Origin of the sequence: Microbacterium sp. RD1 (assembly GCF_052220165.1) — a bacterium.
Classification (GTDB): domain Bacteria; phylum Actinomycetota; class Actinomycetes; order Actinomycetales; family Microbacteriaceae; genus Microbacterium.
Genome location: NZ_JBQPOL010000002.1, coordinates 1165782 through 1192416, shown reverse-complemented (window position 1 = coordinate 1192416; position 26635 = coordinate 1165782). Strand labels below are relative to the sequence as shown.

The 26635-nt window shown below is 70.9% G+C and carries 23 protein-coding genes; 7 read left to right on the top strand and 16 right to left on the bottom strand.

What is annotated here, in order from left to right:
* Positions 1-204 precede the first annotated feature (204 nt).
* The 6 genes from ACTU3I_RS14405 to ACTU3I_RS14380 all read right to left on the bottom strand — a co-directional run bounded on the left by ACTU3I_RS14405 (position 205) and on the right by ACTU3I_RS14380 (position 6246).
* Entirely contained in the window at positions 205-1350 is a 1146-nt protein-coding gene (locus tag ACTU3I_RS14405) for an LLM class flavin-dependent oxidoreductase (protein ID WP_442926380.1), read from the bottom strand.
* Positions 1351-1420: 70 nt separating this feature from the next.
* Positions 1421-2422: an ABC transporter substrate-binding protein gene (locus ACTU3I_RS14400; protein WP_442926379.1), complete on the bottom strand. Its 1002-nt coding sequence runs from the start codon at positions 2420-2422 to the stop codon at positions 1421-1423.
* A 44-nt stretch (positions 2423-2466) separates the two neighbouring features.
* On the bottom strand, positions 2467-3255 hold the full coding sequence (locus ACTU3I_RS14395) for an amino acid ABC transporter ATP-binding protein (protein WP_442926378.1): 789 nt from the start codon (positions 3253-3255) through the stop codon (positions 2467-2469).
* Positions 3252-4250, bottom strand: a complete 999-nt coding sequence (locus tag ACTU3I_RS14390) for an amino acid ABC transporter permease (RefSeq protein ID WP_442926377.1) — start codon at positions 4248-4250, stop codon at positions 3252-3254. The genes ACTU3I_RS14395 and ACTU3I_RS14390 overlap by 4 nt, the downstream gene beginning before the upstream one ends.
* A 137-nt stretch (positions 4251-4387) precedes the next feature.
* Positions 4388-5719, bottom strand: a complete 1332-nt coding sequence (locus tag ACTU3I_RS14385; protein WP_442926376.1) for a M20/M25/M40 family metallo-hydrolase — start codon at positions 5717-5719, stop codon at positions 4388-4390.
* Between the two features lie 86 nt (positions 5720-5805).
* Positions 5806-6246 carry an Lrp/AsnC family transcriptional regulator gene (locus tag ACTU3I_RS14380; RefSeq protein ID WP_442926375.1) on the bottom strand — a complete coding sequence of 147 codons (441 nt, stop codon included), beginning with the start codon at positions 6244-6246 and terminating at the stop codon, positions 5806-5808.
* A 158-nt stretch (positions 6247-6404) separates the two neighbouring features.
* Between ACTU3I_RS14380 and pdhA the strand changes: the two genes are divergently transcribed.
* The 3 genes from pdhA to ACTU3I_RS14365 are packed head-to-tail and all read left to right on the top strand — an operon-like array spanning position 6405 to position 9941.
* Positions 6405-7487, top strand: a complete 1083-nt coding sequence (gene pdhA, locus ACTU3I_RS14375) for a pyruvate dehydrogenase (acetyl-transferring) E1 component subunit alpha (RefSeq protein ID WP_442926374.1) — start codon at positions 6405-6407, stop codon at positions 7485-7487.
* 1 nt (position 7488) lies between these two features.
* The gene (locus ACTU3I_RS14370; protein WP_442926373.1) at positions 7489-8508 is read left to right on the top strand and encodes an alpha-ketoacid dehydrogenase subunit beta; all 1020 of its coding nucleotides are present in this window, start codon (positions 7489-7491) and stop codon (positions 8506-8508) included.
* Positions 8508-9941: a dihydrolipoamide acetyltransferase family protein gene (locus ACTU3I_RS14365; protein ID WP_442926372.1), complete on the top strand. Its 1434-nt coding sequence runs from the start codon at positions 8508-8510 to the stop codon at positions 9939-9941. Before ACTU3I_RS14370 ends, ACTU3I_RS14365 begins: the two co-directional genes overlap by 1 nt.
* A gap of 11 nt (positions 9942-9952) precedes the next feature.
* Here ACTU3I_RS14365 and ACTU3I_RS14360 read toward each other — a convergent pair whose 3' ends face one another.
* The 7 genes from ACTU3I_RS14360 to ACTU3I_RS14330 form a co-directional block, all read right to left on the bottom strand.
* Positions 9953-10978: an ABC transporter permease gene (locus ACTU3I_RS14360; protein ID WP_442926371.1), complete on the bottom strand. Its 1026-nt coding sequence runs from the start codon at positions 10976-10978 to the stop codon at positions 9953-9955.
* Positions 10975-11946: an ABC transporter permease gene (locus ACTU3I_RS14355; RefSeq protein ID WP_442926370.1), complete on the bottom strand. Its 972-nt coding sequence runs from the start codon at positions 11944-11946 to the stop codon at positions 10975-10977. The genes ACTU3I_RS14360 and ACTU3I_RS14355 overlap by 4 nt, the downstream gene beginning before the upstream one ends.
* On the bottom strand, positions 11943-13475 hold the full coding sequence (locus ACTU3I_RS14350) for a sugar ABC transporter ATP-binding protein (RefSeq protein WP_442926369.1): 1533 nt from the start codon (positions 13473-13475) through the stop codon (positions 11943-11945). Before ACTU3I_RS14350 ends, ACTU3I_RS14355 begins: the two co-directional genes overlap by 4 nt.
* Positions 13472-14500: a sugar ABC transporter substrate-binding protein gene (locus ACTU3I_RS14345; protein ID WP_442926368.1), complete on the bottom strand. Its 1029-nt coding sequence runs from the start codon at positions 14498-14500 to the stop codon at positions 13472-13474. Before ACTU3I_RS14345 ends, ACTU3I_RS14350 begins: the two co-directional genes overlap by 4 nt.
* Before the next feature lie 65 nt (positions 14501-14565).
* Entirely contained in the window at positions 14566-16188 is a 1623-nt protein-coding gene (locus ACTU3I_RS14340; protein ID WP_442926367.1) for a long-chain-fatty-acid--CoA ligase, read from the bottom strand.
* Complete coding sequence (locus ACTU3I_RS14335) at positions 16188-17426, bottom strand: PucR family transcriptional regulator (protein ID WP_442926366.1); 1239 nt, start codon at positions 17424-17426, stop codon at positions 16188-16190. The genes ACTU3I_RS14340 and ACTU3I_RS14335 overlap by 1 nt, the downstream gene beginning before the upstream one ends.
* Positions 17427-17587: 161 nt before the next feature.
* On the bottom strand, positions 17588-18439 hold the full coding sequence (locus ACTU3I_RS14330) for an SMP-30/gluconolactonase/LRE family protein (RefSeq protein ID WP_442926365.1): 852 nt from the start codon (positions 18437-18439) through the stop codon (positions 17588-17590).
* Positions 18440-18661: 222 nt separating this feature from the next.
* Between ACTU3I_RS14330 and ACTU3I_RS14325 the strand changes: the two genes are divergently transcribed.
* Both ACTU3I_RS14325 and ACTU3I_RS14320 read left to right on the top strand, forming a co-directional pair.
* Positions 18662-19177, top strand: coding sequence for a cupin domain-containing protein (locus ACTU3I_RS14325; protein WP_442926364.1), 516 nt, complete (start codon positions 18662-18664; stop codon positions 19175-19177).
* A 100-nt stretch (positions 19178-19277) separates the two neighbouring features.
* Positions 19278-20297, top strand: coding sequence for a Gfo/Idh/MocA family protein (locus ACTU3I_RS14320; RefSeq protein WP_442926363.1), 1020 nt, complete (start codon positions 19278-19280; stop codon positions 20295-20297).
* Between the two features lie 7 nt (positions 20298-20304).
* Here ACTU3I_RS14320 and ACTU3I_RS14315 read toward each other — a convergent pair whose 3' ends face one another.
* From ACTU3I_RS14315 to ACTU3I_RS14305, 3 genes are read right to left on the bottom strand one after another with little or no spacing between them, the layout of a single operon-like run.
* The gene (locus tag ACTU3I_RS14315; RefSeq protein ID WP_442926362.1) at positions 20305-21483 is read right to left on the bottom strand and encodes an ROK family protein; all 1179 of its coding nucleotides are present in this window, start codon (positions 21481-21483) and stop codon (positions 20305-20307) included.
* A 47-nt stretch (positions 21484-21530) separates the two neighbouring features.
* Entirely contained in the window at positions 21531-22574 is a 1044-nt protein-coding gene (locus tag ACTU3I_RS14310; protein WP_442926361.1) for an ABC transporter permease, read from the bottom strand.
* Positions 22571-24046: a sugar ABC transporter ATP-binding protein gene (locus ACTU3I_RS14305; RefSeq protein ID WP_442926412.1), complete on the bottom strand. Its 1476-nt coding sequence runs from the start codon at positions 24044-24046 to the stop codon at positions 22571-22573. Before ACTU3I_RS14305 ends, ACTU3I_RS14310 begins: the two co-directional genes overlap by 4 nt.
* A gap of 309 nt (positions 24047-24355) precedes the next feature.
* Here ACTU3I_RS14305 and ACTU3I_RS14300 point away from each other — a divergent pair, with 309 nt between their 5' ends.
* Together ACTU3I_RS14300 and ACTU3I_RS14295 are read left to right on the top strand one after the other, a co-directional pair.
* Positions 24356-25402 (top strand): substrate-binding domain-containing protein, encoded by a 1047-nt coding sequence (locus tag ACTU3I_RS14300; protein ID WP_442926360.1) that lies wholly within the window; start codon positions 24356-24358, stop codon positions 25400-25402.
* 88 nt (positions 25403-25490) lie between these two features.
* The gene (locus ACTU3I_RS14295) at positions 25491-26630 is read left to right on the top strand and encodes a Gfo/Idh/MocA family protein (RefSeq protein ID WP_442926411.1); all 1140 of its coding nucleotides are present in this window, start codon (positions 25491-25493) and stop codon (positions 26628-26630) included.
* The last annotated feature ends 5 nt before the right edge of the window (positions 26631-26635 follow it).

Here is a 26635-nt window from a genome sequence, read left to right as displayed (position 1 = left end):
TGTGGACAGGTATTTTCTCGGGCAGGTTGTGGAGGAACAGTCACGTCGTGGGGGCGCTTCGTCTCGTCGGTGCGCTGTCGCTCAGCGACCGGAATCGACGCCGCCTCGGTCGCTGAGCGAGCGGAGCGAGACGAAGCGTCCACGCCGGGAGCCAGCGTCAGGTCCGGGGATCGCGCGCGCCTTTCCCGAGCGGCTGTACGCGGGTCAGACGGCGTCCGCCACCAGCTCGCCGATGCGGGCACGCGATTCAAGACCCCACACGTCGGCGAGCAGCTCGTACGAGCGCTGCCGCACCGCGGGATCGTGGGCGATCGTGGTGACGAGCAGCTCATCGGCACCGGTCGCTCGCTGCAGCGTCTCCAGGCGCGCCGCGACGTGCTCCGGGTTCCCCACGAACCGGGTGAGCGCGCGGTCCCGAACGAGTCCGGCGCTCGCCGCGTCGAGTGCTCGCGCCGTGCACGGCGACGGGTAGGGGATCGCGCCATCCCCGGCGCGGATGCTGTGCACCCACTCCTCGTACCCGGCCGCCAGATGCCGGGCCTGCGCATCCGTCTCGGCGACCAGCACGTCCACCGAGACCGTCACGTAGGGCAACGCGAGTCGCACGCCGGGCTGGAAGGCGTCGCGGTACGCACGCACCGCGTCGATCACGAAGGTCGGAGCGACGTGATAGTTCGCGCCGAATGCGAGACCGAGGCGCCCGGCCAGCTCGGCGCTCGGGCCCGCGGTGCTGCCGTGGAGCCATACCTCGATGTCGGTGCCCTCGGCCGGCGTGGCGTGGATGGGAACGCCCTCGGGCGCGACGTAGGTGCCGGAGATGAAGTCGAGAATGTCGAGCACGTCCTGCTCGAAGCGGTCGGCGTCGCCGGGCTCGCGTCGCAGGAGCCGCGCCTGCGCGACGAAGCGGTCGGCGGCGAAGGAAAGCGGCGGCGTGCTCGGAAGCAGGAGGCCGTCGACGACGCGATCGTCGGAGACCGCATCCGGGAAGGGAGGGCGGCCGGCGCTGGTCGTACCGCTGCGTCCGATGCCGAGATCGAAGCGTCCCGGATGCAGCGCCGCGACGACGCCCGCGGCCTCGGCGACCTGCAGGGCCGAGTAGTTTCCGATGATCGTCGCTGCCGTTCCCAGCCGGATGCTGTCGGTGGCGGCGGCGATCGCGGCGAGCAGAACGTGGGGCGCGGCACCCGAGACGCCCGGATTGAGGTGATGCTCGGCGAGCCAGTAGCGCGCGTAGCCGAGGGCTTCGGCGCGCTGGGCCAGCTCGATGCTCGCGCGCAAGCCGTCGGCGGGACGCTGCCCTTCGCCGTAGGGGGAGAGGTCGAGAACGGCCAACGGCACACGAGAGGTCATGCGAGTCCTTGCAGTGGTCGGACAGGAGGTGGTCCGGGCGGCGTCGTGACGCCACCCGGACCCGGATCAGTCAGGGTCGCGGAAGCCCCGGAGGGTTCACGAGCGACTCGGACACGGCCTCGGACTCGACGCCCCAGAATTCGAGCAGATCGTCGTACGATCCATCCTCGATGATCGAGTCGAGCACGATCGACACCGGCTCGATGAGGCCGTTGTCCTTGGCTGTTCCCGCCGCGATGTTCGCGGTCTCGGGCCATCCGCCGGGCACGAGTCCCGCGAGCTCGATCTCCCCGGTCTCCCGCGCCTGCCACGCGAAGGACGCGTTCGGGCCGAAGTTCGCGTCGGCGCGGCCGGACACCAACGCGAGCGTGGCGGCGGCGTTGTCGTCGTAGTAGAGCAGTTCGGCAGGCTCCTCGCCGGCCGCCTCGAGCTCCTCGTTCCAGGCCAGCAGCACCTTCTCCTGGTTGGTGCCCGACCCCACGATGATCTTGAGTCCGGAGATGTCGTCGGCTTCCTCGATGGTCCCGATGTCGCTGTCCGCGGCGACGTAGAAGCCGAGCTGGTCGATGCGGTAGCTCGCGAAGTCGTACAGGTCCTTGCGCTCCTCCGTCACGGTGACGTTCGCCGTGATCAGGTCGTACTTGCCCGATTGGATGCCCAGCGGCCAGTCGGCCCACGCGACGACCTGCGGGTTGTATTCCAGGCCGAGGCCCTCCGCGATCAGTGCGCCGATATTGGGCTCGGTTCCCGCGACATCCGTCGCCGCGGACGTGCCGTCGGGCTGATAGCTCAGCGGCGGAGTGAACGCGCCGACGGCGACGGTGAGCTTCCCCGGCTCGATCGGTTCGAAGCCGCTGGCCTCGAGGGCGGCGACGGCCTCGGCGACGGGCTCGGTGTGGAACCAGGTGATCTCCTCGGTGGCCGTGTTGCCCGACGCGGACGGCTCGCCTGCGGGCGCTGCCTCCGCGCTTCCTGCGGTCAGACTGACGGCGGCGAAGACGCCGCCCACGATCGCGGCGACCGCGACGACGGCGACGCCGATCGCGATTCCCTGTTTTCTGCTGATGGCCATGGCGGATTCTCTTTCGGTGTCGGTCTTCGGGTGAAGGCGGTGAGTCAGGACAGGACCTTGGCGAGGAACTCGCGTGTGCGGGGGTGCTCGGGGTCGACGAGGACGCGCTCGGGCGGTCCCTGTTCGACGACTCGTCCGGCGTCGATGAACACGATCCGGTCGGCGACCTCGCGGGCGAAGCCGATCTCGTGCGTGACGATGAGAAGCGTCGTTCCGCTTTCGGCGAGATCACGGATCACGTCGAGCACCTCGCCCACGAGCTCCGGGTCGAGGGCGCTGGTGGGCTCGTCGAAGAGCAGCACGCGCGGGCTGAGAGCCAGGGCGCGAGCGATCGCGACCCGCTGCTGCTGTCCGCCGGAGAGCTGGCGCGGAAAGTGATCGGCCTTGTCGGCGAGGCCGACGCGCTCGAGGAGGACGCGAGCCTGCTCGCGTGCCGCATCCTTGCTCAGCAGGCGCGTCGCGACGGGCGCCTCGATGACGTTCTCGAGAGCCGTGAGGTGGGGGAACAGGTGGAAATGCTGGAAGACGATGCCCACCTGGGTGCGCCGGCGGAGGATCTCGCGCTCTCTGAGCTCGTGGAGCCTGCCGCCGCGAAGTTCGTACCCGATGAGCTGTCCGTCCACGAGCACCGACCCGCGGTCGACCGACTCGAGGTGGTTGATCGTGCGCAGGAGCGTCGACTTCCCCGAGCCGCTCGGTCCCAGGATCGCGACGACCTCGCCCGGCTGGACAGTGAGGTCGATGCCGGCGAGCACCTCGAGCTGGCCGTAGCTCTTGTGGACGTTGTGGATCTCGACGAGCCCGTGTGTTCCGGTCGACGCCGGGGCGCTCATCGCGGTGCCGCCGGGTTCTCGCCCAGGCGCGCCCACTGCAGCGTGACCCACCGGCGCACGCGCTGCAGCGGCGTGGGAGGCAGCATCCGCACCGATCCGCGCGCGTAGTGGCGTTCGATGTAGTACTGAGCGACGCTCAGGATGGTCGTGATGATCGTGTACCAGACCACGGCAACCAGAAGCAGTGGGATGACCCGGCTGTTGCGGTTGTAGATGACCTGCACCGCATAGAAGAGCTCCGGGATCGCGATGACGAACACCACGGATGCGCCCTTCACGAGGCCGATCACCTCGTTCGTCGCGTTCGGCACGATCGAGCGCATCGCCTGCGGAAGGATGATGCGGAACAGTCGCTTGTGGGCGGGGATCCCGAGCGCGGCGGCCGCCTCCTGCTGGCCGGGGTCGACCGAGATGAGGCCGCCGCGGATGATCTCGGCCGAGTACGCCGCCTGGTGGAGGCCGAGGCCGAGGATCGCGGCGGCGAAGGCGCTGATCAGCTGCACCGTGCGGAACTCGACGATCCAGAAGTCGGTGGTGAACGGGGTGCCGAGGCCGAGGGTCGGGTACAGGTAGCCGAGGTTGAACCAGACGATGATCTGCACGACGAGCGGCACCGAGCGGAAGAACCAGATGTAGCTCCACGACAGCGAGTTCAGCAGGGGTGAGCGCGACAGGCGGCCGAGGGCCAGTACCGTGCCGAGGACGAACCCGACGGCGGCCGAGATCGCGGTGAGTGCCAGCGTGTAGCCGATGCCGATCAGCACCGGCTCCGCGAAGAAGTACGACGCGAAGACGCCCCACTCGTAGTTCTCATTGGTGACGAGGGACCAGGCGAACTGCGCGATCACGAAGAGAAGGAGGGCGCTGAGGGTCCAGCGGAACCAATGACGGGTGTGGACCACCCGCACCGCCGCGAGGTCGACGCGGGAGCGTGCGCCGGATGCCGCGGCGGAGGGCTCGCCCGTCGCCGGGGGCGCCTGGATCGTCGAGGTCATGTGCCGAGTCCTGTCGGTTGCACCGCGAGAGCCGCGGATGATCGGCAACGTTAGGATCCGCCGCCGGGGGCCGCAGGCGCCGGTGTCATCTGGCGCATCCGCTGGTCATGCGCCGTAACACGTCGTCGCGGGCGGTCTCAGGCGTCGCGAAGGATTCGCGCCGTCGTGCGCGCGGAGAACGCCAGGCTCTCCACCGGGATGCGCTCATCCGCGGCGTGGAACTGACCGAAGACGTCGAACCCGTCGGGGACGCGAAGCGGCACGAACCCGTACCCGGCGATGCCCAAACGTGCGAAGTGCTTGTTGTCGGTGCTGGCGGGGAGGAGGTACGGCACCACGATGCCGTCGGGATCCTCTGCCTTGATCGCGGCGCGGAGCACATCGAGAAGGGGAGCGTACGGATCGGCCTCGGTCGCCGGCCACCAGCGTCCCCAGCGGATGTCGATGCCCTCGCCCACCAGTGCCCGCACGTCAGCGCGCAGCGTGTCATCCTGCCCCGGGAGCACGCGCACGTCGAGCCGCGCGCGCGCCTCGGCAGGGATGACGTTCGTCTTCTGGCCTGCGGCGAGGACGGTCGGGGTGGCGGTGTTGCGCAGGCTCGGGCGGATCAAATCCGCGATGAACCCCAGGTCCCCCGTATCGGCGTCGAGGGTCTCGGCCGTCAGCGGGACGCCTCTCGCTGGCCCGTAGCTGTCCAGGAACGCCTCGAGGGCGCGCGTGCGCACGACGGGGAACCGGTGCGCTCCGACCGCCGCGACGGCTCGCGCCAGGCGCACGACGGCGTTGTCGTCGGTCGGGCGCGACCCGTGGCCCGCCCGCCCGCGCGCCGTCAGGGTGACCGAGGCGACCCCCTTCTCGCTCGTCGCGGCGAGGTACGCTCGGCGACCGGCGGCACCCGGGATGGAGAATCCGCCGACCTCGCTCAGTGCCTCCGTCGCTCCGGAGAGCAGATCGGGGCGGTGATCGACCAGCCACCCGGCGCCGTGCGCGCCGCCTGCTTCCTCGTCGGCGAGGAAGGCGAGGACGAGGTCGCGTCGGGGACGTGTCCCGGTGCGCGCGAACCAGCGTGCGACGGCGAGGACGGTACCGGCGAAGTTCTTCATGTCGACTGCCCCGCGGCCGTACAGCCACCCGTCGTGCACCTCCGCGCCGAACGGCGGGTGCGTCCACTCCTGGCCGGCGACGGGGACGACGTCGAGATGCGCGTGCACGAGAAGGGCGCCGGCGTCGGGGTCGCTCCCGGCGATCCGCGCGATGAGCGAGCCCCGCCCGGCGACCGGCTCGACGAGCTCGGCGGCGATCCCCGCCTCGGCCAGCCGCTCCTGCACGTACCGCGCCGCCCGGGTCTCGCCGTCGCCGATCGATTCGGCGACCCCGGTGTTGACGCTGTCGATGCGGATGAGGGCGCGGGTGAACTCGACAGCCTCGTGCTGCAGTCGCGCGAGCTCCGCGGCGTCGTCGGTCCCCATGGGAGGAGGCTACGGGCCTCCCCTCGAAGGCGCCCGCGGAACGGAACGAGCCGTAACGTCGCTGCCCCACCCCCCGACGGCGCCGGCTACAGCGCGGTCGCGTCGAGGTCTTCGAACACGAGGAAAGTGCGGCTGGACCGCACACCGGGCAACGACTGGACCGTCTCGAGCACGATCCGGCGCAGATCGCGGTTGTCGCGAGCGCGCACGAGGACGAGCACGTCGAACTCGCCGCCGACGAGGGCGACGTGCTCGACCTCCGGCAGCGCGATGAGGCTCTGACGAATGCCCTGCCACTGCTGCTGATCGACGTTCAGGGCGACGTAGGCGGATGCGTGGTAGCCCTCCAGGATCGCATCGGTGCGCAGTCCGTACCCCAGGATCACCCCGTCGTCGGTCATCCGCTTGACCCGGGCGTAGGCGTTCGCACGGGAGATGTTAACCTCCTGCGCGATGACGTGGATCGACGTCCGCGCGTCGCGGCGAAGCGCCTGCAAGATGGCGCGATCGATGGTGTCCAGTGCCATGGCGGCTCCTCGAAGGGGGAAGGGGTCGATGCTGGACAGTTTGTCAGTAAGAGCGCACGTTTCGCGATATGCGTCTCCGGATGCTTCCCCAGCAGTGCTCCGAGGTGCAGAATCCCGCACTCTGAGTAGACGACACGGGACGACGGTGGAGGACGACGATGACCCACGAAGAGCTGCTGCCGCCGGAGCATCCGGTGCAGCTGATCGACCCGGCAGGCGAACGCACACCGGAGGAGTCGTACGAGGTGCCCGCGACCGATCGGCTGGTGAGCGCCTACGGCGAGCTCGTGCGCGGCCGCCGCATCAACGACCAGGCGAACGCCCTCGTGCGGCAGGGTCGCCTCGCCGTCTACCCCTCCTCCCACGGGCAGGAGGCGTGCCAGGTGGCCGCGGCTCTCGTGCTCGACGAGGGCGACTGGCTCTTCCCGACCTACCGCGACTCGGTGACCGTCATCACGCGCGGCGTCGCCCCCGCCGACGCCCTCGTGCTCCTCAAGGGGGACTGGCACTCGGGCTACGACCCCTACGAGCATCACGTGGCCCCCCAGGCGACGCCGTTGGCGACGCAGCTCCTTCACGCGGCCGGGGTCGCGCACGCCGCGAAGCTCCGCGGCGAGGAGACCGTGGTCCTCGCGATGTGCGGCGACGGCGCGACGAGCGAGGGTGACTTCCACGAGGCCGTCAACTTCGCTGCGGTGTTCCATCTCCCCGTGGTGTTCTTCGTGCAGAACAACGAGTTCGCCATCTCCGTGCCGCTCTCCCGCCAGAGCGCTGCGCCCTCGCTCGCCGCGAAGGGCATCGGGTACGGCATCCCGGGGCGCCGCGTCGACGGCAACGACCTCGCCGCCGTGCTCGCCGTGCTCGGCGAGGCGGTTGTGCGGGCGCGATCGGGCGGCGGGCCGACTCTCGTCGAGGCGCACACCTACCGGATGCAGGCCCACACCAACGCCGACGACGACACGCGCTACCGCGAGCGCGACGAGGTGCAGGCCTGGGTCGCCCGCGATCCGCTGACGCGTCTGCGTACCTACCTCACCGCGCAGGGCGTGCTCACCGACGACGACGAGGCGCGTTTCGCGCTCGCCGCCGAAGACACCGCGGCAGCGCTCCGGGACGCGATGAACGCCGAGAGCGAGCTCGACCCCGACGACCTGTTCGCCTACGTCTACGCCGAGCCGTCGGCGCAGCTGCGCGCGCAGCGCGACCTCGTGCGCGACGAGATCGCCCGAGAAGGGAACTGACATGACGCTGATGGAGATGGCCCCGGATGCCGCGGCCCCGACCCAGACGACCATGACGATGGCGGCGGCGCTCAACCGTGCGCTCGCCGACGAGATGGCCGCCGACTCGTCCGTGCTCGTCTTCGGCGAAGACGTCGGCGCCCTCGGCGGCGTCTTCCGCATCACCGACGGGCTCGCCGCCACCTTCGGCGAGGACCGCTGCTTCGACACCCCGTTGGCCGAGTCCGGCATTGTCGGCACCGCGATCGGTATGGCGATGAACGGCATGCGGCCGGTAGTGGAGATGCAGTTCGACGCGTTCGCCTATCCCGCGTTCGAACAGATCGTCAGCCACGTCGCCAAACTCGCCAACCGCACGCGGGGACGGGTGCGCCTTCCGATGGTGATCCGCATCCCCTACGGCGGCGGCATCGGGGGAGTCGAGCACCACTGCGACTCGTCGGAGGCGTACTACGCCCACACCGCGGGGCTGACGGTCGTCACGCCCTCCAACCCGCAGGATGCGTACAGCCTGCTGCGCGCCGCCATCCGGTCACCCGACCCGGTCGTCTTCCTCGAGCCGAAGAAGCTCTACTGGTCGAAGGGCGCCGTCGACCTCGACCGCGCCGAGCAGGTCGGCAAGGCGGCCGTCGTCCGCCCCGGAACCGACCTCACGATCGTCACCTATGGCACGTCGGTCGGCATCGCGCTGGACACCGCCCGTGTCGCCGAGAGCGAGGGTCGCAGCGTCCAGGTGGTCGATGTGCGCACGCTGACGTCCTGCGACGACGAGACCATCTTCGCCGCGGTGCGCTCCACCGGCCGGGCGATCGTGCTCTCCGAAGCGCCGGGCTACGTGTCGGTGGCCTCGGAGCTGGCCGCGCGTATCTCGGAGCACTGCTTCTCGTACCTGCACGCGCCCGTGCGCCGGGTGACCGGGTTCGATGTGCCCTATGCGCCGCCGAAGCTGGAGAAGTACTACCTGCCCGACGTCGACCGCGTGCTCGACGCCATCGACACGCTGCAGTGGGAGGACGACTGATGACCGCCGCATCCGCCAACACCGTCACCGCTCAGATCTTCCGCCTCCCCGACCTGGGTGAGGGGCTGACCGAGGCCGAGCTGGTCCAGTGGCTCGTCGAAGTCGGCGACACGATCGCGATCGACCAGCCGATCGCCGAGGTGGAGACGGCCAAGAGCAGCGTGGAGCTGCCGTCGCCCTTCGCCGGCGTCGTCCTCGCCCTCCACGGCACGGTCGGGGAGACCCTGCTGGTGGGTGCGCCGGTGATCGAGGTCGGCGCGGAGGGCGCGGCAGCCGCCGCCGCGGCGGCTCCCGTCGAGGCGTCCCCCGGTGAGGCCACTTCCTCGGGCGCGAAGGGACTGCCCGCCGAGGCCGCCGAGATCGAGGCCTACCGTGAGGAGGAGCGCGCCGGCTCGGGCAACGTCCTGATCGGCTACGGCACATCCGGAGGCCACGGCGCCGCACGGCGACGCGCGCGCCGTGCGGCCGCATCCGGCAGCACGCATCCGGTGGCCCCCGCGCCTGCCGCGGGCCCCGTGACGACGGGAACGCGTCCGAACGTGCCGGTGCGCTCGCCGCTGCTGCGCCGCCTCGCCCGCGACCTCGGAGTCGACGTCACGTCGCTGACCCCGTCGGGGTCGGACGGCGCCGTCACGCGCGGCGACATCCTGCGTGCGGCGGCCGTGGCGGACGGCGACGCCGCTCCCCCCGCGGCATCCGCAGCCGCCACTGTCTCCGGCGCCTCGGTTCCCGCCGACCTGGCCGAGATCGGACGGGAGAGGATGTCGATGCTCCGTCGCGCGGTGAGCACGAAGATGTCACGCAGCCGCAGCGAGATCCCCGAGGCGACGGTCTGGGTCGACGTCGATGCGACGCGGCTGTGGGACCTGCGGGCGGAGATGGCACGCGAGGGCGAGCGCGCACCGTCGCTCACGGCCCTCCTGGCGCGCTTCGTGCTTCTCGCGCTCGAGGAGTATCCGCTCCTCGCGTCGCGCCTGAGCGACGACGGACAGGAGATCATCCGCTACGACGGCGTCAACCTCGGCGTGGCGGCCGACACCGAGCGGGGACTCCTCGTTCCCGTCGTGCCGCGCGCCGACCGGCTCTCGATCGACCGGCTGGACGGCGCACTCCGTGAGGTGGCGGTCGCCGCCCGCGCCGGGCAGCTGCCGCCGGAGCGGCTCGCGGGCTCGACGTTCACGCTCAACAACTACGGCTCGCTCGGCGTCGACGGATCCGCGGCGATCATCAACCATCCCGAGGTGGCGATCCTCGGGGTCGGCCGCATGATCGAGCGGCCGTGGGTCGTCGACGGCGGAATCGTGGCGCGGCGCATCGTGCAGCTGTCGCTGGTCTTCGACCACCGCATCTGCGACGGCGGGTACGCGGCCGGGTTCCTCCGTCGCATCACCTCGGCCATCGAGCATCCGCTGTCGCTGTACCCCCGCCTCTAGCCGGGCGGGTGTCAGCGCCGCCGCGCCACGAGCCGCTCGACCTGGGCTGCCAGGCCGGGAGCGTCGAGCACGACGATGAGGACGAGGAATGCGGCGAACGCCAGCTGCGTGACGAAGGCGGGGAGGGCGAGCATCGTCGTCAGCTGCGTGAGGAACGCCACGGCGATCGCGCCGCAGAGGAGCCCGAGCGGGCGGCCTCTCCCGCCGGCGAGCGAGACGCCGCCCAGGAGCGCGGCGACGACCCCGACGATGAGCAGCTGCTGGCCGGGGTCGGGGTTGGCCGACGAGTAGCTGTAGGCCAGCAGCGCTCCTCCCGTGGCAGCCAGCGCTCCGGATGCTCCGAACACCGCCGTGAGAACCGCCCGCACCCGTACGCCCGACACGCGTGCGGCCCGGCGGTCGCCGCCGACGGCGCGGAGGTCGCGGCCGAGCCGGGTGCCGCCGAAGACGAGCGCGGCGAGGGCGAACAGGGCCAGGAGAAGCAGACTCCGCGGCGAGAACACCCCGAGCAGTGCCTCGTCGACCCACAGCGTCGCGTCGGTGTTCGGATAGCTGAGGCTCAGCCCTCCGGAGAGCAGATTCGCCAGGCCCAGCAGAACGATCAGCGTCCCGAGGGTCACCGGGAGGGACGAGATCCCGGTCGCGGCGATGACGCCGCCCTGCACGAGCCCCACGGCCAAGCCCGTGCCCACGGCTGCCAGCACGCCGAACAGCGGATCCTCCGCTCCCAGCGACACCGCGATCACGCCGCCCACCGCGGCCATGCCGCCGACGGACAGGTCGAATTCCCCGGCCATCATCGTCAGGCCGAGGGCGAGCGCGACGAACCCGAACTGCGCGAAGCCCTGGAACCCGTTGTACAGGTCGAAGACGCGGAAGTCGCGCCCCGCCAGCAGCGGCAGAACGACGAAGCACATGGCCACGACCGTCAGGGCGACGGCGGGCACCAGACGATCGGGCCGTCGCCAGCGGCGCACCGCGCGTGCAGGTGCGGGTGTGCGCGCGTCGGCGGACGGGGCGACCTGTGCGGTGCTCATCGGGTGCCCCCTCTCGTCCGCAGGTGCACGACGACGACGATCACGAGCACGAGGGCACCCTTCAGGACCATCTGCGCGCCGGTGGAGAATCCGCGCAGGAGAAGCAGGTTGGTGATCGCGGCGATGACGACCGCGCCGCCGAGGGTGCGAAGAGCCGAGCCGCGCCCGCCGCTGATGAGCGTGCCTCCGACGAGGATCGCGGCGATCACATCGAACGTGAGGTTGCCGGCGAGGGTGATGTTCGCCTGCCGGTTGAACGCGGCCAGGAACGCCGCGCCGACCCCGGATGCCACGCCGAACATCGTCCACGCGAACACGGTGATGCGCGTCACGGGAAGCCCCGCCGCCCGTGCCGCTCGCACGTTCTCGCCGACGAGAAGCACCTGACGGCCGGGGGTCGTCCATCGCAGCGTCAGCTCGGCCACGACGGCGAGGGCGCACAGCACGTAGACCGCGATGGGGATGCCGAGCGGCGTGGCGTTGAGCAGCGCGAACCCGGTGTCCGACGGCGCGACCATCCGCCCGCCGGTGACCCATGTCGACACCCCGACCAGCCCGAAGCCCACCGCGATGGTCAGGACGATCGAATTGGCCGACCAGGCACCCACCGCGTACCCCTGCAGCGCCCCGAAGAGCGCGCCGGCGGCGACCGTCACGAGGAGGGCGACCGGAAGCCCCCACGCCTGCGCCGCGATGAAGATCATGGCCAGGAGCGACACCTGCTGAGACGTGGCCAGTGAGGCGATGGAGCCCACGAGCGTGAGGAACGTGGCACCGATGGCCGTGATGCCGACCGCGGTGGAGGCGATGAGGATCGCCCGCGCGTTCTCCCACGTCGCGAACCGGTCGGTCGTGACGCAGAGGTACAGCGCGATCGCTCCGACGACCACCCACAGCGCGATCCACCCCGCGCGCGTCCCCGTCCGCCGACGCGGCTCGACCGGGGGTGCGTCAGTGAGCGTGGTCATGAGGCGTCCTCCTCGTGCGTGGTCTCCCGCAGCAGCGTCGCGACCGGGGGAGGGGAGTCGTGGCGAGCCACCATGCGGCCGCCCCGCATCGTGATCACGACGTCGCCGAGCTCCAGCAGCTCCTCGGTCTCGGTCGACGTGAAGATCACGACCAGCCCGGAGTCCGCCGCCTCCCGGAGCAGGAGATGGATCGCCTGACGCCCGCCCACGTCCACGCCGCGGGTCGGCTCGTCCACGAGCAGCACCGACGTTCCCGGCCGGTCGAAGTTGCGCGCGACGAAGACCTTCTGCTGGTTGCCGCCGCTGAGCGCGCCGGTGCGGGCGCGGAGCGCTGCGGGGATGCCGGCGAGCTCGCGGAGGCTGCGCGACGTCGTGCGCTCATGAGCCGGTCGGCGCAGGCCTGCGCGGGAGAGGGCGCTCAGGCGCGTGGCGAGCAGATTGTCGCCGACGGAGCGGGCGAGGAACAGGCCCTCCTCCTTGCGGTCGTTCGACACGAAGGCGATGCCGCAGCGGCTCGCTGCGACCGCGTCGCCGAGCGGGAGACGGCGCTCGCGCACGACGACCTCGCCGCGCGCGCTGGTGTGCAGGCCCGCAAGCGCGCGCAGCACGTCGGAGGTGCCCGAGCCCACCTGGCCCGCGAGGGCGTAGATGCGGCCGGGATGGGCGTCGAGCGTGAAGTCGGTCACGACGCCCGGGACGGTGAGTCCGTGGATGGAGAGCGTGTGGGCGACCGTGTCGTCGGCGGCCCGCGCGGGCGGGGGGACGTCGTCCAGCCCGCCCAGCATCTGCTCGATCAGAGCGGGGACGGTGAGCTCTGCGCTGGGGGTGGTGTCGACGACCTTGCCGTCGCGCAGCACCGTCACGCTGTCGCACAGACGCAGGACCTCGCCGAGCCGATGGGAGACGAACAGGATGCCGCATCCGTCTGCCGCGAGCCGCCGCACCGCTGCGTACACGTGCGCACTCTCGGCGTCGTTGAGGGTGGCCGTCGGTTCGTCGAGGATCAGCAGCCGCGATCCCTCGCTGACGGCGCGTGCCACCTCGATGAGCTGCCGTTCGCCGAGTCCGAGCTCGGAGACGAGGGTGTCGGGGTCGACGTGCTCCAGGCCGACGCCGTCCAGCAGCGCCCTGCTGCGGGCGCGGAGTGCCCCCGGTCGCACGAAGAACCCCGCCGCGCTGCTTCCCAGCGCGAGGTTCTCGGCGACGGTCAGCGACGGGACGACGCTCAGCTCCTGGTCGACGAGCGCGATGCCGGCGCGCTGCGCCTGGGATCGGGACCGGATGCGCGCATCGCGGCCCTCGATCCGCACCTCGCCGGCGTCGGGGGCGAGCTGCCCGGAGATCATGCGCAGGACGGTGCTCTTGCCGGCGCCGTTGTGCCCGCAGAGCCCCCGCACCTCCCCGGGGGCCACCGTGAAGCTCACGTCGTCGACGACCGTCGCCGCGCCGAACCGCTTGGTCACACCCGCCACCTGGAGCAGCGCCGTGGCGCTGCTCCAGGGAGCGGATGCGATGTCTGTCGTACTCACGCGAACGAGCACTGCTCCGCGAAGGTGTCCACGGTCTCGGCGGTCACTCGGTCGGACGGGACCGTGACGACGCGCTCGGGTTCTTCGCCGCGCAGGAACGCCAGGGTGTAGTCCACTGTCGCGGCGGCGATCGTCTCGGGGTCCTCGGTGGCGGTCCCGTACAGCTCGCCGGCGGTGATGGAGTCGATTCCGGCCTTGAAGCAGTTGCTGCCGGTGACGATGAGACCGTCAGGCCCCACCGGGATGCTCTGCTGCTTGGCGGCCTCCACGATCGGGATCGCCATGTAGTCGGCCATGCCGAAGGCCGCATCCACGCCGTCGGCGCCGAACTTCGACAGCAGCGAGGTGGCGATGGTGCCCGAGAGCGTCGGGTCCCAGTTGCCGTCCTCCTCCGCGATCACGGTGTACCCGGTGCCCTCGAGCGCCTCGGTGAACGCCTCCATCCGGTCTTGCGTGACCAGCATCGAGGCGGTGCCCTTGATGACGATGATGTTGCCGCTGTCCTTGCCCTGGGCCTGGAGGCCCTCGATGATGTTCTCCGCGGCGAACCTCCCGAGAGCGGCGTTGTCGGAGAGCACCTGGCGGACCCCTTCCTCCTCCGCGACAGCCGGATCGGGGCGCCCGTCGAACACGATCACCGGCACGCCGGCGGCCACCGCCTTCTTGATCGGCGCCACCATGGCCGCGGTGTCGACGAGGGCGACGACGATCGCGTCGGGTTGCTCGGCGACGGCCTGGTTGAAGTTCTGCACCTGGGTGCCGGGATCCATCGTGGCGTAGTCGATGACCTCGACGCCCTCGGCCTCGAGTGCGGGGACGTAGTCGGCGTTGAACGCCGCTCCCCAGGGGTTGGTGTCGCCGTAGCCGAGGAACGCGATGGTCTTGCCCTCGACGCCGGCGTCTCCGGTATCGGTGTCGGAGCCGCCGGTCCCACCGGATGAGGCGCATCCGGCGAGAAGGGCGAGAACGCCGGCGCCGGCCACCAGTGCGGTGCCCAGGCGTCGGGAGAGGGGTGAGCGGTGCATGGGTTTCTCCTTTGAAACGGGTGAGATCTGCAGGAACGGATGCTGTGCGCGGCGCGGGATTCGGATCACATGGGCGCCCCCGTGGCGGCGTACCGGCGCCGGAGCTCGGCCTTGGCGAACTTGCCCGAGCCGGTCTTGGGCAGCTCGGGCAGGAAGACGATGTCGTCGGGGAGCCACCACTTGGCCACGAGCGGGCGGAGGTGGTCGAGGATGTCTTCGGCGGTGAGCGCCGCACCCGCCACGGCCACCACGCACGCGACCGGGCGTTCCGCCCACCGCTCGTCCGGCCGACCGATCACGGCCGCCTCCACGACCAGCGGATGGGCCATGATCGCGTTCTCGAGTTCGACCGACGGGATCCATTCGCCACCGGATTTGATGATGTCCTTCAGGCGATCCACGACGTGGAGATATCCGTCGGGCGTGATCGTGGCGAGATCGCCGGTGCGGAGCCAGCCGTCCGGGGTGATGGACGCGTCGTCGTCACGTCGGTAGTAGCCGGCGGCCACCCACGGCCCCGAGACCTCGGCCTCTCCGACCGACTCCCCGTCCCATGCCCGCTCGACGCCGTCGGCGCGCAGACGCACGTCGACCAGCGCGACGGGGCGGCCCTGGAGCGAGCGCTTCGCCCGGGCCTCGTCCTCGTCGAGCGACGCGTCCTCGGGGCGGAGCCTGCCGAGCACGGCGAGAGGAGAGATCTCGGTCATGCCCCATGAGTGGGTGATCGGGACGCCGGCGGTCAGACGCCAGGTCTCCGACAGCGCCGTCGGCGTCGACGATCCGCCCGACAGCACCATCCGCAGCCGGGAGAGGTCGTAGTCCGCGAGGTGCGGGGCGGCCATGTTCCACACCGTGGTCGCCGCGGCGGTCAGCGTGACCCCGTAGCGCTGCATGGCGGCCAGGAGCTCGGGTGGCCGGGTGGCGCGTCCAGGGAGCACGAGGGTCGCCCCGGCGAGGGCGGCCGCGTACGGCAGACCCCAGGCGTTCACGTGGAACATCGGCACGATCGGCATCACGACGTCGGCTTCGCTCACCGCCAGGCTGTCGACGCCCAGCGCGCCGAGGGTGTGCAGCATGGTCGAGCGGTGGGAGTACAGCACGCCCTTGGGTTTTCCCGTCGTGCCGGAGGTATAGCAGAGCGCGGATGCACGCGTCTCGTCGTCGATGCGGAAGTCATCGTCGCGGGGCGTGCTCGCGGCCAGGAGGGCGTCGTAGTCGAGGATGCGGGGGTCCGCCGGGATCGGGGCATCCGAGCCGTCAGCCAGGACGATCCAGGTGCGCACGGTCGGGAGGCGGTCGGCCAGCGGCCACAGGGTCGCCAGGAGCCCGCGATCGACCAGGAGCGCCTCGTCGGCCGCGTGCGTGATGACGTACTCGAGGTCGGCGGCCGACAGGCGGATGTTGACGGTGTGCAGGATGCGGCCGGTCATCGGGACGGCGAAGTACGCCTCCAGGTGCCGCTGGCTGTTGACACCGAACGTGCCCACGCGCGCATCCGGGGCGAGGTCCAGGTCATCCAACGCCGCGGCGAGGCGACGCACCCGCACCGCCCACGCCGACACCGGCATCGCGACATCCTCGAGTGGTGCCGGTGCCAGCGTCACGATGAGCTTGTCGGGGAAGAGCCTCTCCGCGCGGCGGAAGGCGTCCGAGATCGACAGCGGCCGCTCCTGCATCCGTCCGAACATCAGCCCTCCTGCTCCAGATACCGGTGCACGCGGATCGCCAGCAGCAGCGTGGTCGCCTGATCGCCGTCGAGCGCCCCGTCGGACAGATAGGGCTGCAGCTCGCTCATCCGGTACTTCACGGTGTTGGGGTGCACATCCAGATGAGCGGCCATGTCGCCCAGCCGCCCACGCCGCGTGACGAAGGCATCGAGGGTCGGCAGCACCCAGCGCCGGGAGAGGACAGGCGCGAACGGCTCCAGCGTGGTCGCCGCGAAGCGGCGGGCGGTGGCGGGCTCCCGGAGGAGGGCGAGCAGGGGGGCCAGCGCGCTGTGGTCGTAGACACGCCCCCACGGCGTGCCGAGCGCGGGCCCCCGCTGAAGCGCCTCGGAGGCCTCGGCGTAGCTCACGCGGGTCTCCGCGGGCGAGGACGCGCGATTGCCCAGTCCGAACGCCAGGATGCGGCCGTCATCGGGCATCGCGTCCAAGCGCGTGCGCATCTCGGCGCGCGACAGGCTGCCGAACACCACGGCGACCACGCTGGAATGGCGCACGGTCCACAGGTAGGCGTTGACGTGCCGCTCCAGCATCATGCCGACCGCCTCCAGGCGTGCCAGGGACTCGCCCTCGCTCACCTGGGCGACAACGACGGAGTGCGGCGCCGTGAGATCGGCCAGGGCGCGGTGCTGCTCGGTCGAGGGGCCGGCGAGGATGAGGTTGAGAAGGCTCGACCGGCGGTGCTCGCGGTCACGGGCGAGATGAGCCGACTCGTCGACGTAGGCCGCCGCGACGGCCGTGGTCAGGCGGTCGGCGAAATCCAGCACCCACGCCGCCGCAGCGCGCACCCCCTCGGCCAGGTCGTCGCCGTGCCATGCCGGCGACGAGGTGATCTCCGTCCACATCACCCGGATGCCCAGGCGGTAGGCCTGCAGCAGCGGCTCCATACCGACGCCCTGGGCCGCCCGTCGCCGCGCGCCCTCGGAGACGGGGACCAGCAGGTCGTCCTCCAGCGGGCGACCGGTCGCCATGACCATCAGCCAGAGCTTCACGACGGCCACCGAGACCGACCGGGCGTCGGCCAGCAGCGTGGTGTCGTGCATGTCCGCGTAAGCAGGGATCTCGACCTGCTGCGTGCGGATCATCGTGTCGGCGATCTCGTCCACTTGGGTTTCCAGTCTCTTCGCGACATCGCGAAGCAGTGCGGCGGTCTGCGGGCGCAGGTCGCCGAAGGTGCCCGGCGCCTTGTCGGCCGCCGCGTTCACGAGACGTCCTCATCTCGATCGGGTTGCGTCCCGCGGGTGTTCGGGCTGCATCGTGAAATCACGCTAGTTGTCGGGTTTTCCCTACACATCGGCTCTCCTTGCCAACTCATCGGGCGCTTTTCGGCCATTGTGGACGAAAGCGCTCCGAGCGGGCAGTCGGCTCAGGTGTGGGGGCCGCGCACGTCCACGCGAACGCTCTCGATGCGTCCGGCGTGGGCGGCCTCGGTCTCCGGCGGGCTCCAGCTGTTGGACGTGGCCAGGAAGAGGGTGCGACCGTCGTCGCCGCCGAGAACGCAGTCCTCCGCAAGACGGTCTCCGAGCTCCCACACGTCGGTGACCGTGCCGCCCGCCGTCACGCGCAGGAAGGTGCGCGGCACGATGGAAGCGACCCAGACGCCGTCCTCGGCGTCGACGGCGATGCCATCCGGGGTCGACCCCTCGGGGAGCTCGGCCCACACGCGGCGCGCGCCGAGCTCGCCGCCCCGGCCGATGTCGAACGCCGACAGCCGCGCGGCCCAGGTCTCCGCGACCACGAGCACTCCCGAGCGCAGGATCGCCATCCCGTTGGGGAAGACGAGGTCGTCCGCCACTCGGTGGATCGAGCGATCGGGGTCGACGCGGAACAGCGGTCCGGGGGCCTGCGGGGCGTCGCCGTAGAGGTCGTAGCCGAAGCCGCCGACGAAGATCCTTCCGTCATCGGTGATGGTGAGGTCGTTGATGGGATGGTCCGTCGCGTCCGACAGGTCGGCGTAGAGCTCGACGCCGCGTTCGGGCGTCCAGCGCAGGAGTCGTCGCGACAGCATCGCACTGACCACGACGCTGCCGTCGGGCAGCCACCCGAGGCCGGAGGGCTGGTCATCGATCTCGAAGACGGCGCGGGGCGCGCGGCCGTCGGATCCCGCTTCGTAGATCGTGCCGCTGTGCATGTCGCTGAACCACAGGCGACCGTCATGCCACCGACAGCCCTCCGGAAAGCGCAGGCCCTCGATCAGGACTTCGGTCCGAGCAATCATCGGCGACTCCTCTCGCGCGGGCGCCGCGCCGCCGATGCGGCTTCGCGTTCGGGGAGGCTGCCTCGCTCTGCATACCGTAGTTGTCGCAGATGACCGATGCATCGGCCTCTCGCGCCAACTGCACGGGCGGAATTCGTCCAGAAGGGACACACGGGGATCTGCAGGCCCCGGATAGCCTGGTCACATTCCGCATCGCCGCGGAGCCGACGAGGAGGCACTCGCATGCAGATCACGCGCGTCGTCACGGAAGTCCGCTCGGACGGGACGTCGGGGTTCGTCTCGACCGGGGACGTGCCGCCGGTCGAGACTCCTGCGCTGGCCGGGTTCCGCTTCTTCCCGTTGTGGGCGACGGAGGATCATGCGTCGCTCCCCGACGGCCAGACGCGCCCGTACTTCCCCGGACCGGACGGCACGCGTCTGGTGGGGGTGACGTGGGCGCCCGCGGGGCAGGTCGTCGAGGGGGACGGGAATGCCGATCCCGCCGAGGCGGAGGCGCTTCTTCCCGGCCTTCTCGGCGTCTTCGAGGACGGTACGCCGTTTCACACGACCGACTCGATCGACTACGGCATCTGTCTCTCGGGCGAGATGTGGCTGGTGCTGGACGAAGGTCGCGAGGTGCGCATCACCCCGGGCACCGTCGTCGTGCAGCGCGGCACCCGCCACGCATGGGAGAACCGCGGCGACCAGCCCGCGACGATGGTCTTCGCGCAGATCGGCGGCGATCCGTCGCGCTACTGAGCGGCTCTCTCCGCCGAGCCGGCGACGACCGTCGAATGGGTGGGCGCCGCCCCGGTGCGAGCGCCGGTCCCTGTCTCGGCGGAGGAAATAGCATCGGGGAGTGACCGAGCCGCAGACACGACCGGATCCGACGCAGCGCACGACCTGGGCGATCCTGGGCCCGGGGGCGATCAGCCGCGACTTCCTCGCGGGGTTGCGAGCGAGCGCGTCGGGGACGCTCGGAGCCGTCGGGAGCTCCGATCGCGATCGAGCCGCCCGCTTCGCCGACGACGCGGGCGCGGGCTTCACCGGCACGTACGACGAGGTGCTGGCGCGCGCCGATGTCGACGCCGTCTACATCGGCACGGTGCATCCGCTGCACGCCGACCTCGCGATCCGCGCGCTCGAGGCCGGCAAGGCGGTGTTGTGCGAGAAGCCGGCCGCCCCCACCGCCCCCGACGTGGACCGCATCCTCGCGGCCGCCGAGCGTGCCGGCAGGCCATTCGTCGAGGCGTACAAGAACCGCTTCGGCCCCTGGGCGGACGAACTGAGATCGGTGCTGTCGGGCGCCTCGCTCGGCGCTCCGCGCGAGGTCGAGGCCGCCTTCGGCTTCGCCGCGCCCGAGCGCTCCGGACGGCTCTTCGACCCGGCGCTGGCCGGCGGCGCAATCCTGGACGTCGGGTGCTATCCCGCGTCACTGGCCGTGGAGGTGGCGTTCGCCGCGGGCGAGGTTCCGCTGTCGGCGGTCGCGCTGCAGTCGGCCTCGGGCGAGATCGTGTCGGGCGTGGACGGCGACGCGACCGCGCGTGTCCGGCTCGGCCAGATCGACGCCGTGCTGCGGACCTCGATCGTCCGCGATTTGACGCCGGCCGCGGTCATCCGCTGCGAGCACGGGACGATCGAGCTCCCCGATGCGTGGGGGGAGCGCGACGTCAGCGCCACGCGGATCATCCTGCGCCCTGACGGCGAGGAGCGGCGGATCATCGACGTTCCCGCCGTGCAGCCGATGGCCGCCGAGGCGGATGCGGTCAGCCGTGCTCTCGCGGCGGGGCGGCGGGAGGCCCCGGAGATGCCGTGGGCGCACACGCGCGCGGTGGCGCATGTGCTGACGGGGTGGCGGAGCGCCGTCGTCCCGGGGTGACGGGCGATCAGGCCGTGACGAGCGTGGCGAGGGTCGCGGGCGAGAGCGCGTGCTCGATCGCGAGCATGCTCGCGCCGATCACGGCTGCCTTCTGACCGGCCGCCGACGCGACGATCGCCAGGTGCTCGGTGGCCAGCGGCGTGGAGCGCGTGTAGACCACTTCTCGGACACCGGCGATGAGATGCTCTCCCACGCGCGACATCGAACCGCCGACGGCGATGACCGACGGGTTGATCAGGCTCACGGCCGTCGTGAGCACCTCGCCGATGTCGCGCCCGGCCTGACGCACGGCCTGGATGGCATCGACGTTCCCCCGCTTGACGAGGGCGATCACGTCGTTGCCGTTCTCGGCGGGCACCCCCTGAGCGGTGAGGGCCCGCGCGATGGCGGGTCCGGAGGCGAGCGCCTCGAGGCAGCCCTGGTTCCCGCAGTGGCAGGGGACGCCGGCGCCCCGCGCGACCCGCACGTGACCGATGTCGCCGGCGATCCCCTGCGCCCCGCGCTGGAGCGCGCCGCCGGAGATGACGCCCGCCCCGATGCCGGTCGCGACCTTGACGAAGATGAGGTGCTCGACCCCCGGCCAGGCGACGGCGCTCTCGCCGAGAGCCATGATGTTCACGTCGTTGTCGACGAGCACCGGGACATCCAGGTGCTGCCGTACCCATCCGGGAACGTCGAAGCGGTCCCATCCGGGCATGATCGGCGGGTTGACCGGCTGTCCGGTGGAGTGCTCCACGGGGCCGGGGATGCCGACGCCGATGGCGGCGAGGTCTGCGGGGGAGCGCCCCATCCCCTCGACGAGTGCGGCGGCGTTGTCGACGAGCCACGTCAACACCGGTACGGGTCCCAGCGTGACATCCAGCGGCTCACTGTGCTCGGCCAGCGTCGTCCCCGAGAGGTCGGCGACGGCGACCGTGGCGTGCGAGGCGCCGATGTCGGCGGCGAGCACCAGGCGCGAGGCGGGGTTGAGCGCGAACTGCGACGGCGGCCGCCCCCCGGTGGAGACGGTCTCGGCGATCGGCGTCACCAGGCCCATCCGCATCAGCTCGTCCACGCGCGCGGCGATCGTCGAGCGCGCGAGGCCGGTCGACTTCGCCAGTTCGGCGCGGGTGCGGGGCACGCCGTCGCGGAGGATCTGGAAGAGCTGAGTGACGCCGGACACGGGGGAGGTCGCGTCACCGCTCATTTTCGCCACGTTTCACTCTATCCGCGCCCCCACGGGGTACGCCGCCGTCATGAGGCGCGCCCGCTCGGGCGGGCGAACCTCTGCTGCAGCAGCACGGCGACGACGATGATGACACCCTTGGCGACGGCCTGCACCGACGACGACAGGTTGTTCTGGACGAAGACGTTCGACAGGGTCGCGAAGATGAGGACGCCGAAGACGGTGCCGGTGATCGTCCCGCGGCCGCCGACGAGCAGCGTGCCACCCACCACGACGGCGGCGATCGCGTCGAGCTCCCACAGCAGACCATGCGTCGAGGTGCCCGCCGTGGTGCGCCCCAGGATCATGACGGCCGCGATTCCGGCGCTCAGCCCGGCGAGGGCGTAGAGCCACATCGTGTGGCGCTTCACGTTGATGCCCGCGAGCCGTGCCGCCTCGCGGTTGCCGCCGATCGCGACCGTGCGGCGACCGAACGTGGTGCGGTTGAGCAGCACCCACCCGCCCGCAGCCACGAGGGCGAAGATCCAGATGAGGACGTCGACGCCGAGGAAGTCGAGATTCATGAAGTCGATGAATCCGCGCTCCTGCACCACGAGCGTCCGCCGCTCGGCGAGGATCTCGGCGAGGCCGCGCGCGGCCACGAGCATGGCGAGGGTGGCCATGAACGCCACGACGTTGCCGTACGCGATGACGATGCCGTTGATGAGACCCGCCCCGATCCCCACCGCCAGCGCGATGACGACGAGCACGATCCAGTGCGTCGAGTCGGCGAGATCCTGGACCGCGGCCAGGGTCGCTGCGACGGAGGCGAGGCCGGCGACGGCGCCGACGGAGAGGTCGATGCCGCCGGCGATGATGACGAGCGTCATGCCGATGCTGACGACCCCGATGATCGAGGCCTGGCGGAGGATCGTGAGCATGTTCGACACGCCGAAGAACGTGTCGGTGGCCGTCGCCGCGCCGACCGCGACGATCAGGGCGAGGGCGACGACGAGGCCCAGGTTGCGGCCGACCGAGCCGGACAGCGCGCGCTGCAGCCTGCTGCGGCCGTCGGAGGCCGCCGGCGGGGTGGAGGGCACGGAGTCGGCCCGGGAAGTGATCTGCTCGCTCACGCGGCTGTTCCTTTCATGACGAGGTCGAGCACGCCGTGCTCGTCGATCTGGGAGGCGGGCACGGTCTGCAGGACGCGACCGTCCGCCACCACGAGGACGATGTCGGCGAGGCCCAGCACCTCTTCGATCTCGCTGGAGACGATGACCACCGCGTTGCCGGCCGCGGCGAGGCGGCGGATGAGCGCGTAGATCTCGGCACGCGCCCCGACGTCGACGCCGCGCGTCGGCTCGTCGAGCAGGAGCACACGGGTGCCGTGGACGAGCCATCGCGCCAACAGGATCTTCTGCTGGTTGCCGCCGGAGAGCGTTCGCGCCGGGCGGCCCGGATCATTCGGCCGCAGCTCGAGCGCGTCGATCTGCTCGGCGGCGACGCGCCGCTCTGCCCCGCTGTCGAGGAACCCCGCCCGGGCGAACCGCGACACGGACGAGAGGGTCACGTTGACGAAGATCGGCTCGTCCAGGACCAAGCCCTGGCTCTTGCGCTCCTCCGGCGAGAGCCCGACACCGGCATCCACGGCGGCGACGACGGAGCCGCGGCGAAGCGCCTTGCCGGCCACCGAGACCCGGCCGGCTGTCGCCTTGCGGGCCCCGTAGACGGTCTCGAGGATCTCGGAGCGACCGGAGCCGACGAGGCCGGCCAGCCCGACGATCTCGCCCGCGCGCACGGTGAAGGAGACGTCCTCGAAGACGCCGGCGAGGCCGAGGCTGTCCACGTCCAGCACCACGGGTGCGTCGGCGGGGACGGGCGTGGCGGGGGGGAAGACGTTCGCGACGGTGCGTCCGGTCATGAGCGTGATCAGCTCGCTGGTCGGAGTGTCGGCGACGGCCAGGCCGCTCGCCATCGATCGCCCGTCCTTGAGGACGGTGATGCGGTCCCCGATCTGGCGGATCTCTTCGAGGCGGTGCGTGATGTAGACCACCGCGATGCCCTCCGATGTCAGCTCGCGCACGACCGCGAAGAGGTTCTTGACCTCCTCGGCGTCGAGCACGGCGGAGGGCTCGTCCATGATGATGAGCTTGATGTCGTGCGACAGCGCACGCGCCATGCTGACGATCTGCTTGTTGGCCGCGCTCAGGGAGCCCACCTCCGTGTGAGGGGACATCTTCGGATGCCCGAGCCGCCGGAGCAGCTCCCGCGTCTGGCGGGCAGCCTCGGACCGGCGAGAGAATCCGCCCCGGCTGAGTTCGTGCCCGAGGAAGATGTTCTCTGCGATCGTGAGGCCGTCGACGACGTCGAGCTCCTGGTACATCGTCGCGATCCCGAGCTCGAGGGCCGCCTGCGGGTCGGGGATGTCCACGGTCTCCCCCCGCCAGAGCAGGGCACCCTCGTCAGGCCGATGGACGCCCGCGAGCGTCTTGATCAGGGTGGACTTGCCGGCGCCGTTCTGGCCGAGGATGCAGTGCACCTCCCCGGGCAGCACTTCGAGGTCGACGCCGCGGAGCGCCTGGACTCCGGCGAAGGCCTTCGTGATGCCTCGCGCCTCGAGTAATGCCGAGTCATGGTCAACTTTGATCACCGAGGCAACATAACACGCCGTGGCGGCCGACGGGAGTTTCTTCTTTCGATCCGAATGCGTCCGCATGCCCGTGACGGCAGGACTGATCCCCTCGAATAATTCGCGGCTTTCCGAAGCATCTGGCGCTTTTGCCGGGGCACAGACAAAAGCTGACGCACTTGCGCCTTCTTCTGCTACGGTGAGGTTCGTCAGCGCCGACCTCGCAGGTGGGCACTCTCGCTCGGAGGCTGCTGACGTGCTGCATCACATTTCAAGGAGGAAAAAATGCGCTCACGCTTTCCGGCGCGGACACGGCTGGTTCTGACCGGCACGGCAGTCCTCGCGGCCATCGGCCTTCTCGCGGGTTGCACCGGCTCTGGAGCCGAGGAGGACGTCACCGAGCAGGGGACCACCAGCGAGGAGAACGCCGAGTCGGGTGACACCGTCGTCATCGGTTTCTCCGGCCCGGCCGCCGACCACGGCTGGCTCGGTGCCATCAACTCCGGCGCTCAGGCGGCCGCCGACAGCTTCGACGATGTCGAGCTCCGCGTGGCCGAGGGCACGAACGACGCCAACGCCCAGATCGCCGCTGTCGAGACGTTCATCAACGAGGGTGTCGACGCCATCGTGCTGCTTCCCACCGACGGTGCCGCTCTCACCGAGGTGGCGATCAAGGCGATGGAGGCAGGCATCCCCGTCATCAACGTCGACCGCGAGTTCTCGAGCCCGTTCGCCGCGCGCGCCACGGTCCTCGGCGACAACTACGGCATGGGCGTGAGCGCGGGCACGTACATCTGCGAGCAGCTGGGCGACAACCCCGACGCCGTGGTCGCCGAGATCGCGGGCATCGACTCGCTGCCCCTGACCCAGGACCGCTCGCAGGGCTTCGCCGACGCGCTGGAGGACTGCGGTCTGGAGGTGACGGCGCGTGTCGCCGCCGACTTCACCGTCGCCGGCGGTGAGGCCGCGGCCTCGCAGCTGCTGTCGGCCAACCCCCAGATCGATGCGCTGTGGAACCACGACGACGACCAGGGCGTCGGCGTGCTGGCGGCGATCGACGCGGCCGGCCGTGACGAGTTCTTCATGATGGGCGGCGCGGGAAGCCGCAACGCCATGGACCTGATCCAGGCGGATGATTCGGTGCTGAAGGCGACCGTCATCTATCCGTCGACGCAGGCCGCCGATGGCATTGCGCTCGCTCGCCTCATCGCACAGGACAAGACGGTCAGCGACTTGATCACGCCCGGCATCCCGAACCGGATCGTGCTCGACGCCCCCGTCGTCACGAAGGACAACGTCGAGACCTACATCGACCTCGCCTTCGCTTCCTGACGATTCCGCGGGGCGCTCGTCTGCGGACGGGCGCCCCGCGCCTCCCTCCCGAGAGGAGACCCCGGTGACCGAGACTCTTCGCATCGCGATGGTCGGCCACGGCTTCATGGGCGCTGCGCACTCGCAGGGCTGGCGAGTCGCGCCGCGCTTCTTCGACTTCCCCCGTCCGATCGACATGGCCGTGCTCGTCGGTCGCCATGATCCCGATTCCTCCGCCCGCCGGTGGGGGTGGGGCGAGGCGGCCACCGACTGGCGCGATGTCGTGGCGCGCGACGACATCGACATCATCGACATCGTCACCCCGGGAGACACGCACGCCGAGATCGCCGTCGCCGCGCTCGCGGCCGGCAAGCACGTCCTCTGCGAGAAGCCGTTGGCGAACACCGTCGCCGAGGCGGAGGAGATGGCCGCCGCCGCCGAGCGGGCAGCATCCGTCGGCGTGCGGGCGATGGTCGGCTTCACCTATCGCCGCGTTCCCGCCGCCACGTTCGCACGGGATCTCGTCGCCGCCGGGCGGATCGGCGACATCCGCCAGGTGCGTGCGGAGTACCTCCAGGACTGGCTGACCGACGCCGAGGCGCCGCTCACCTGGCGGTTGAAGAAGGACCTCGCCGGTTCGGGCGCGCTGGGCGACATCGGTGCGCACGCCGTCGATCTGACCGAGTACATCACCGGCCAGCGCGTACAGACGGTCTCCGGCATCCTCGAGACCCTCGTCGCCGAGCGCCCGCTCCTCGCGGAGGGCGTCGGCCTGTCGGGCACCGCGGCGGGCGAGCGCGGCGCTGTCACCGTCGACGACGTCGCCCTGTTCACCGGGCGCTTGTCCTCGGGGGCCCTCGCCTCTTTCGAGGCGACCCGCTTCCGCACCGGGCGCAAGAACGCGCTCCGCATCGAGATCTCCGGATCCCTCGGTGCGATCGCGTTCGATCTCGAGCGTCTCAACGAGCTCGAGTTCTACGACGGCACCCTCCCCGGCACCGAGCAGGGCTTCCGGCGGATCCTCGTCACCGAGCCGCAGCATCCGTACGCCGGCGCGTGGTGGCCGACCGGTCATGCGCTGGGTTACGAGCACGGCTTCTCACATCAGGCCTACGATTTCGTCACCGCGATCGCGACGGGGACGCCCCCGCGCCCGTCGTTCGCGGACGGACTGCACGTACAGCGCGTCCTGGATGCGGTGGAGCGCAGCTCCGAAGCCTCCAGTGCGTGGACCGCCGTCGAGAACTGACATCC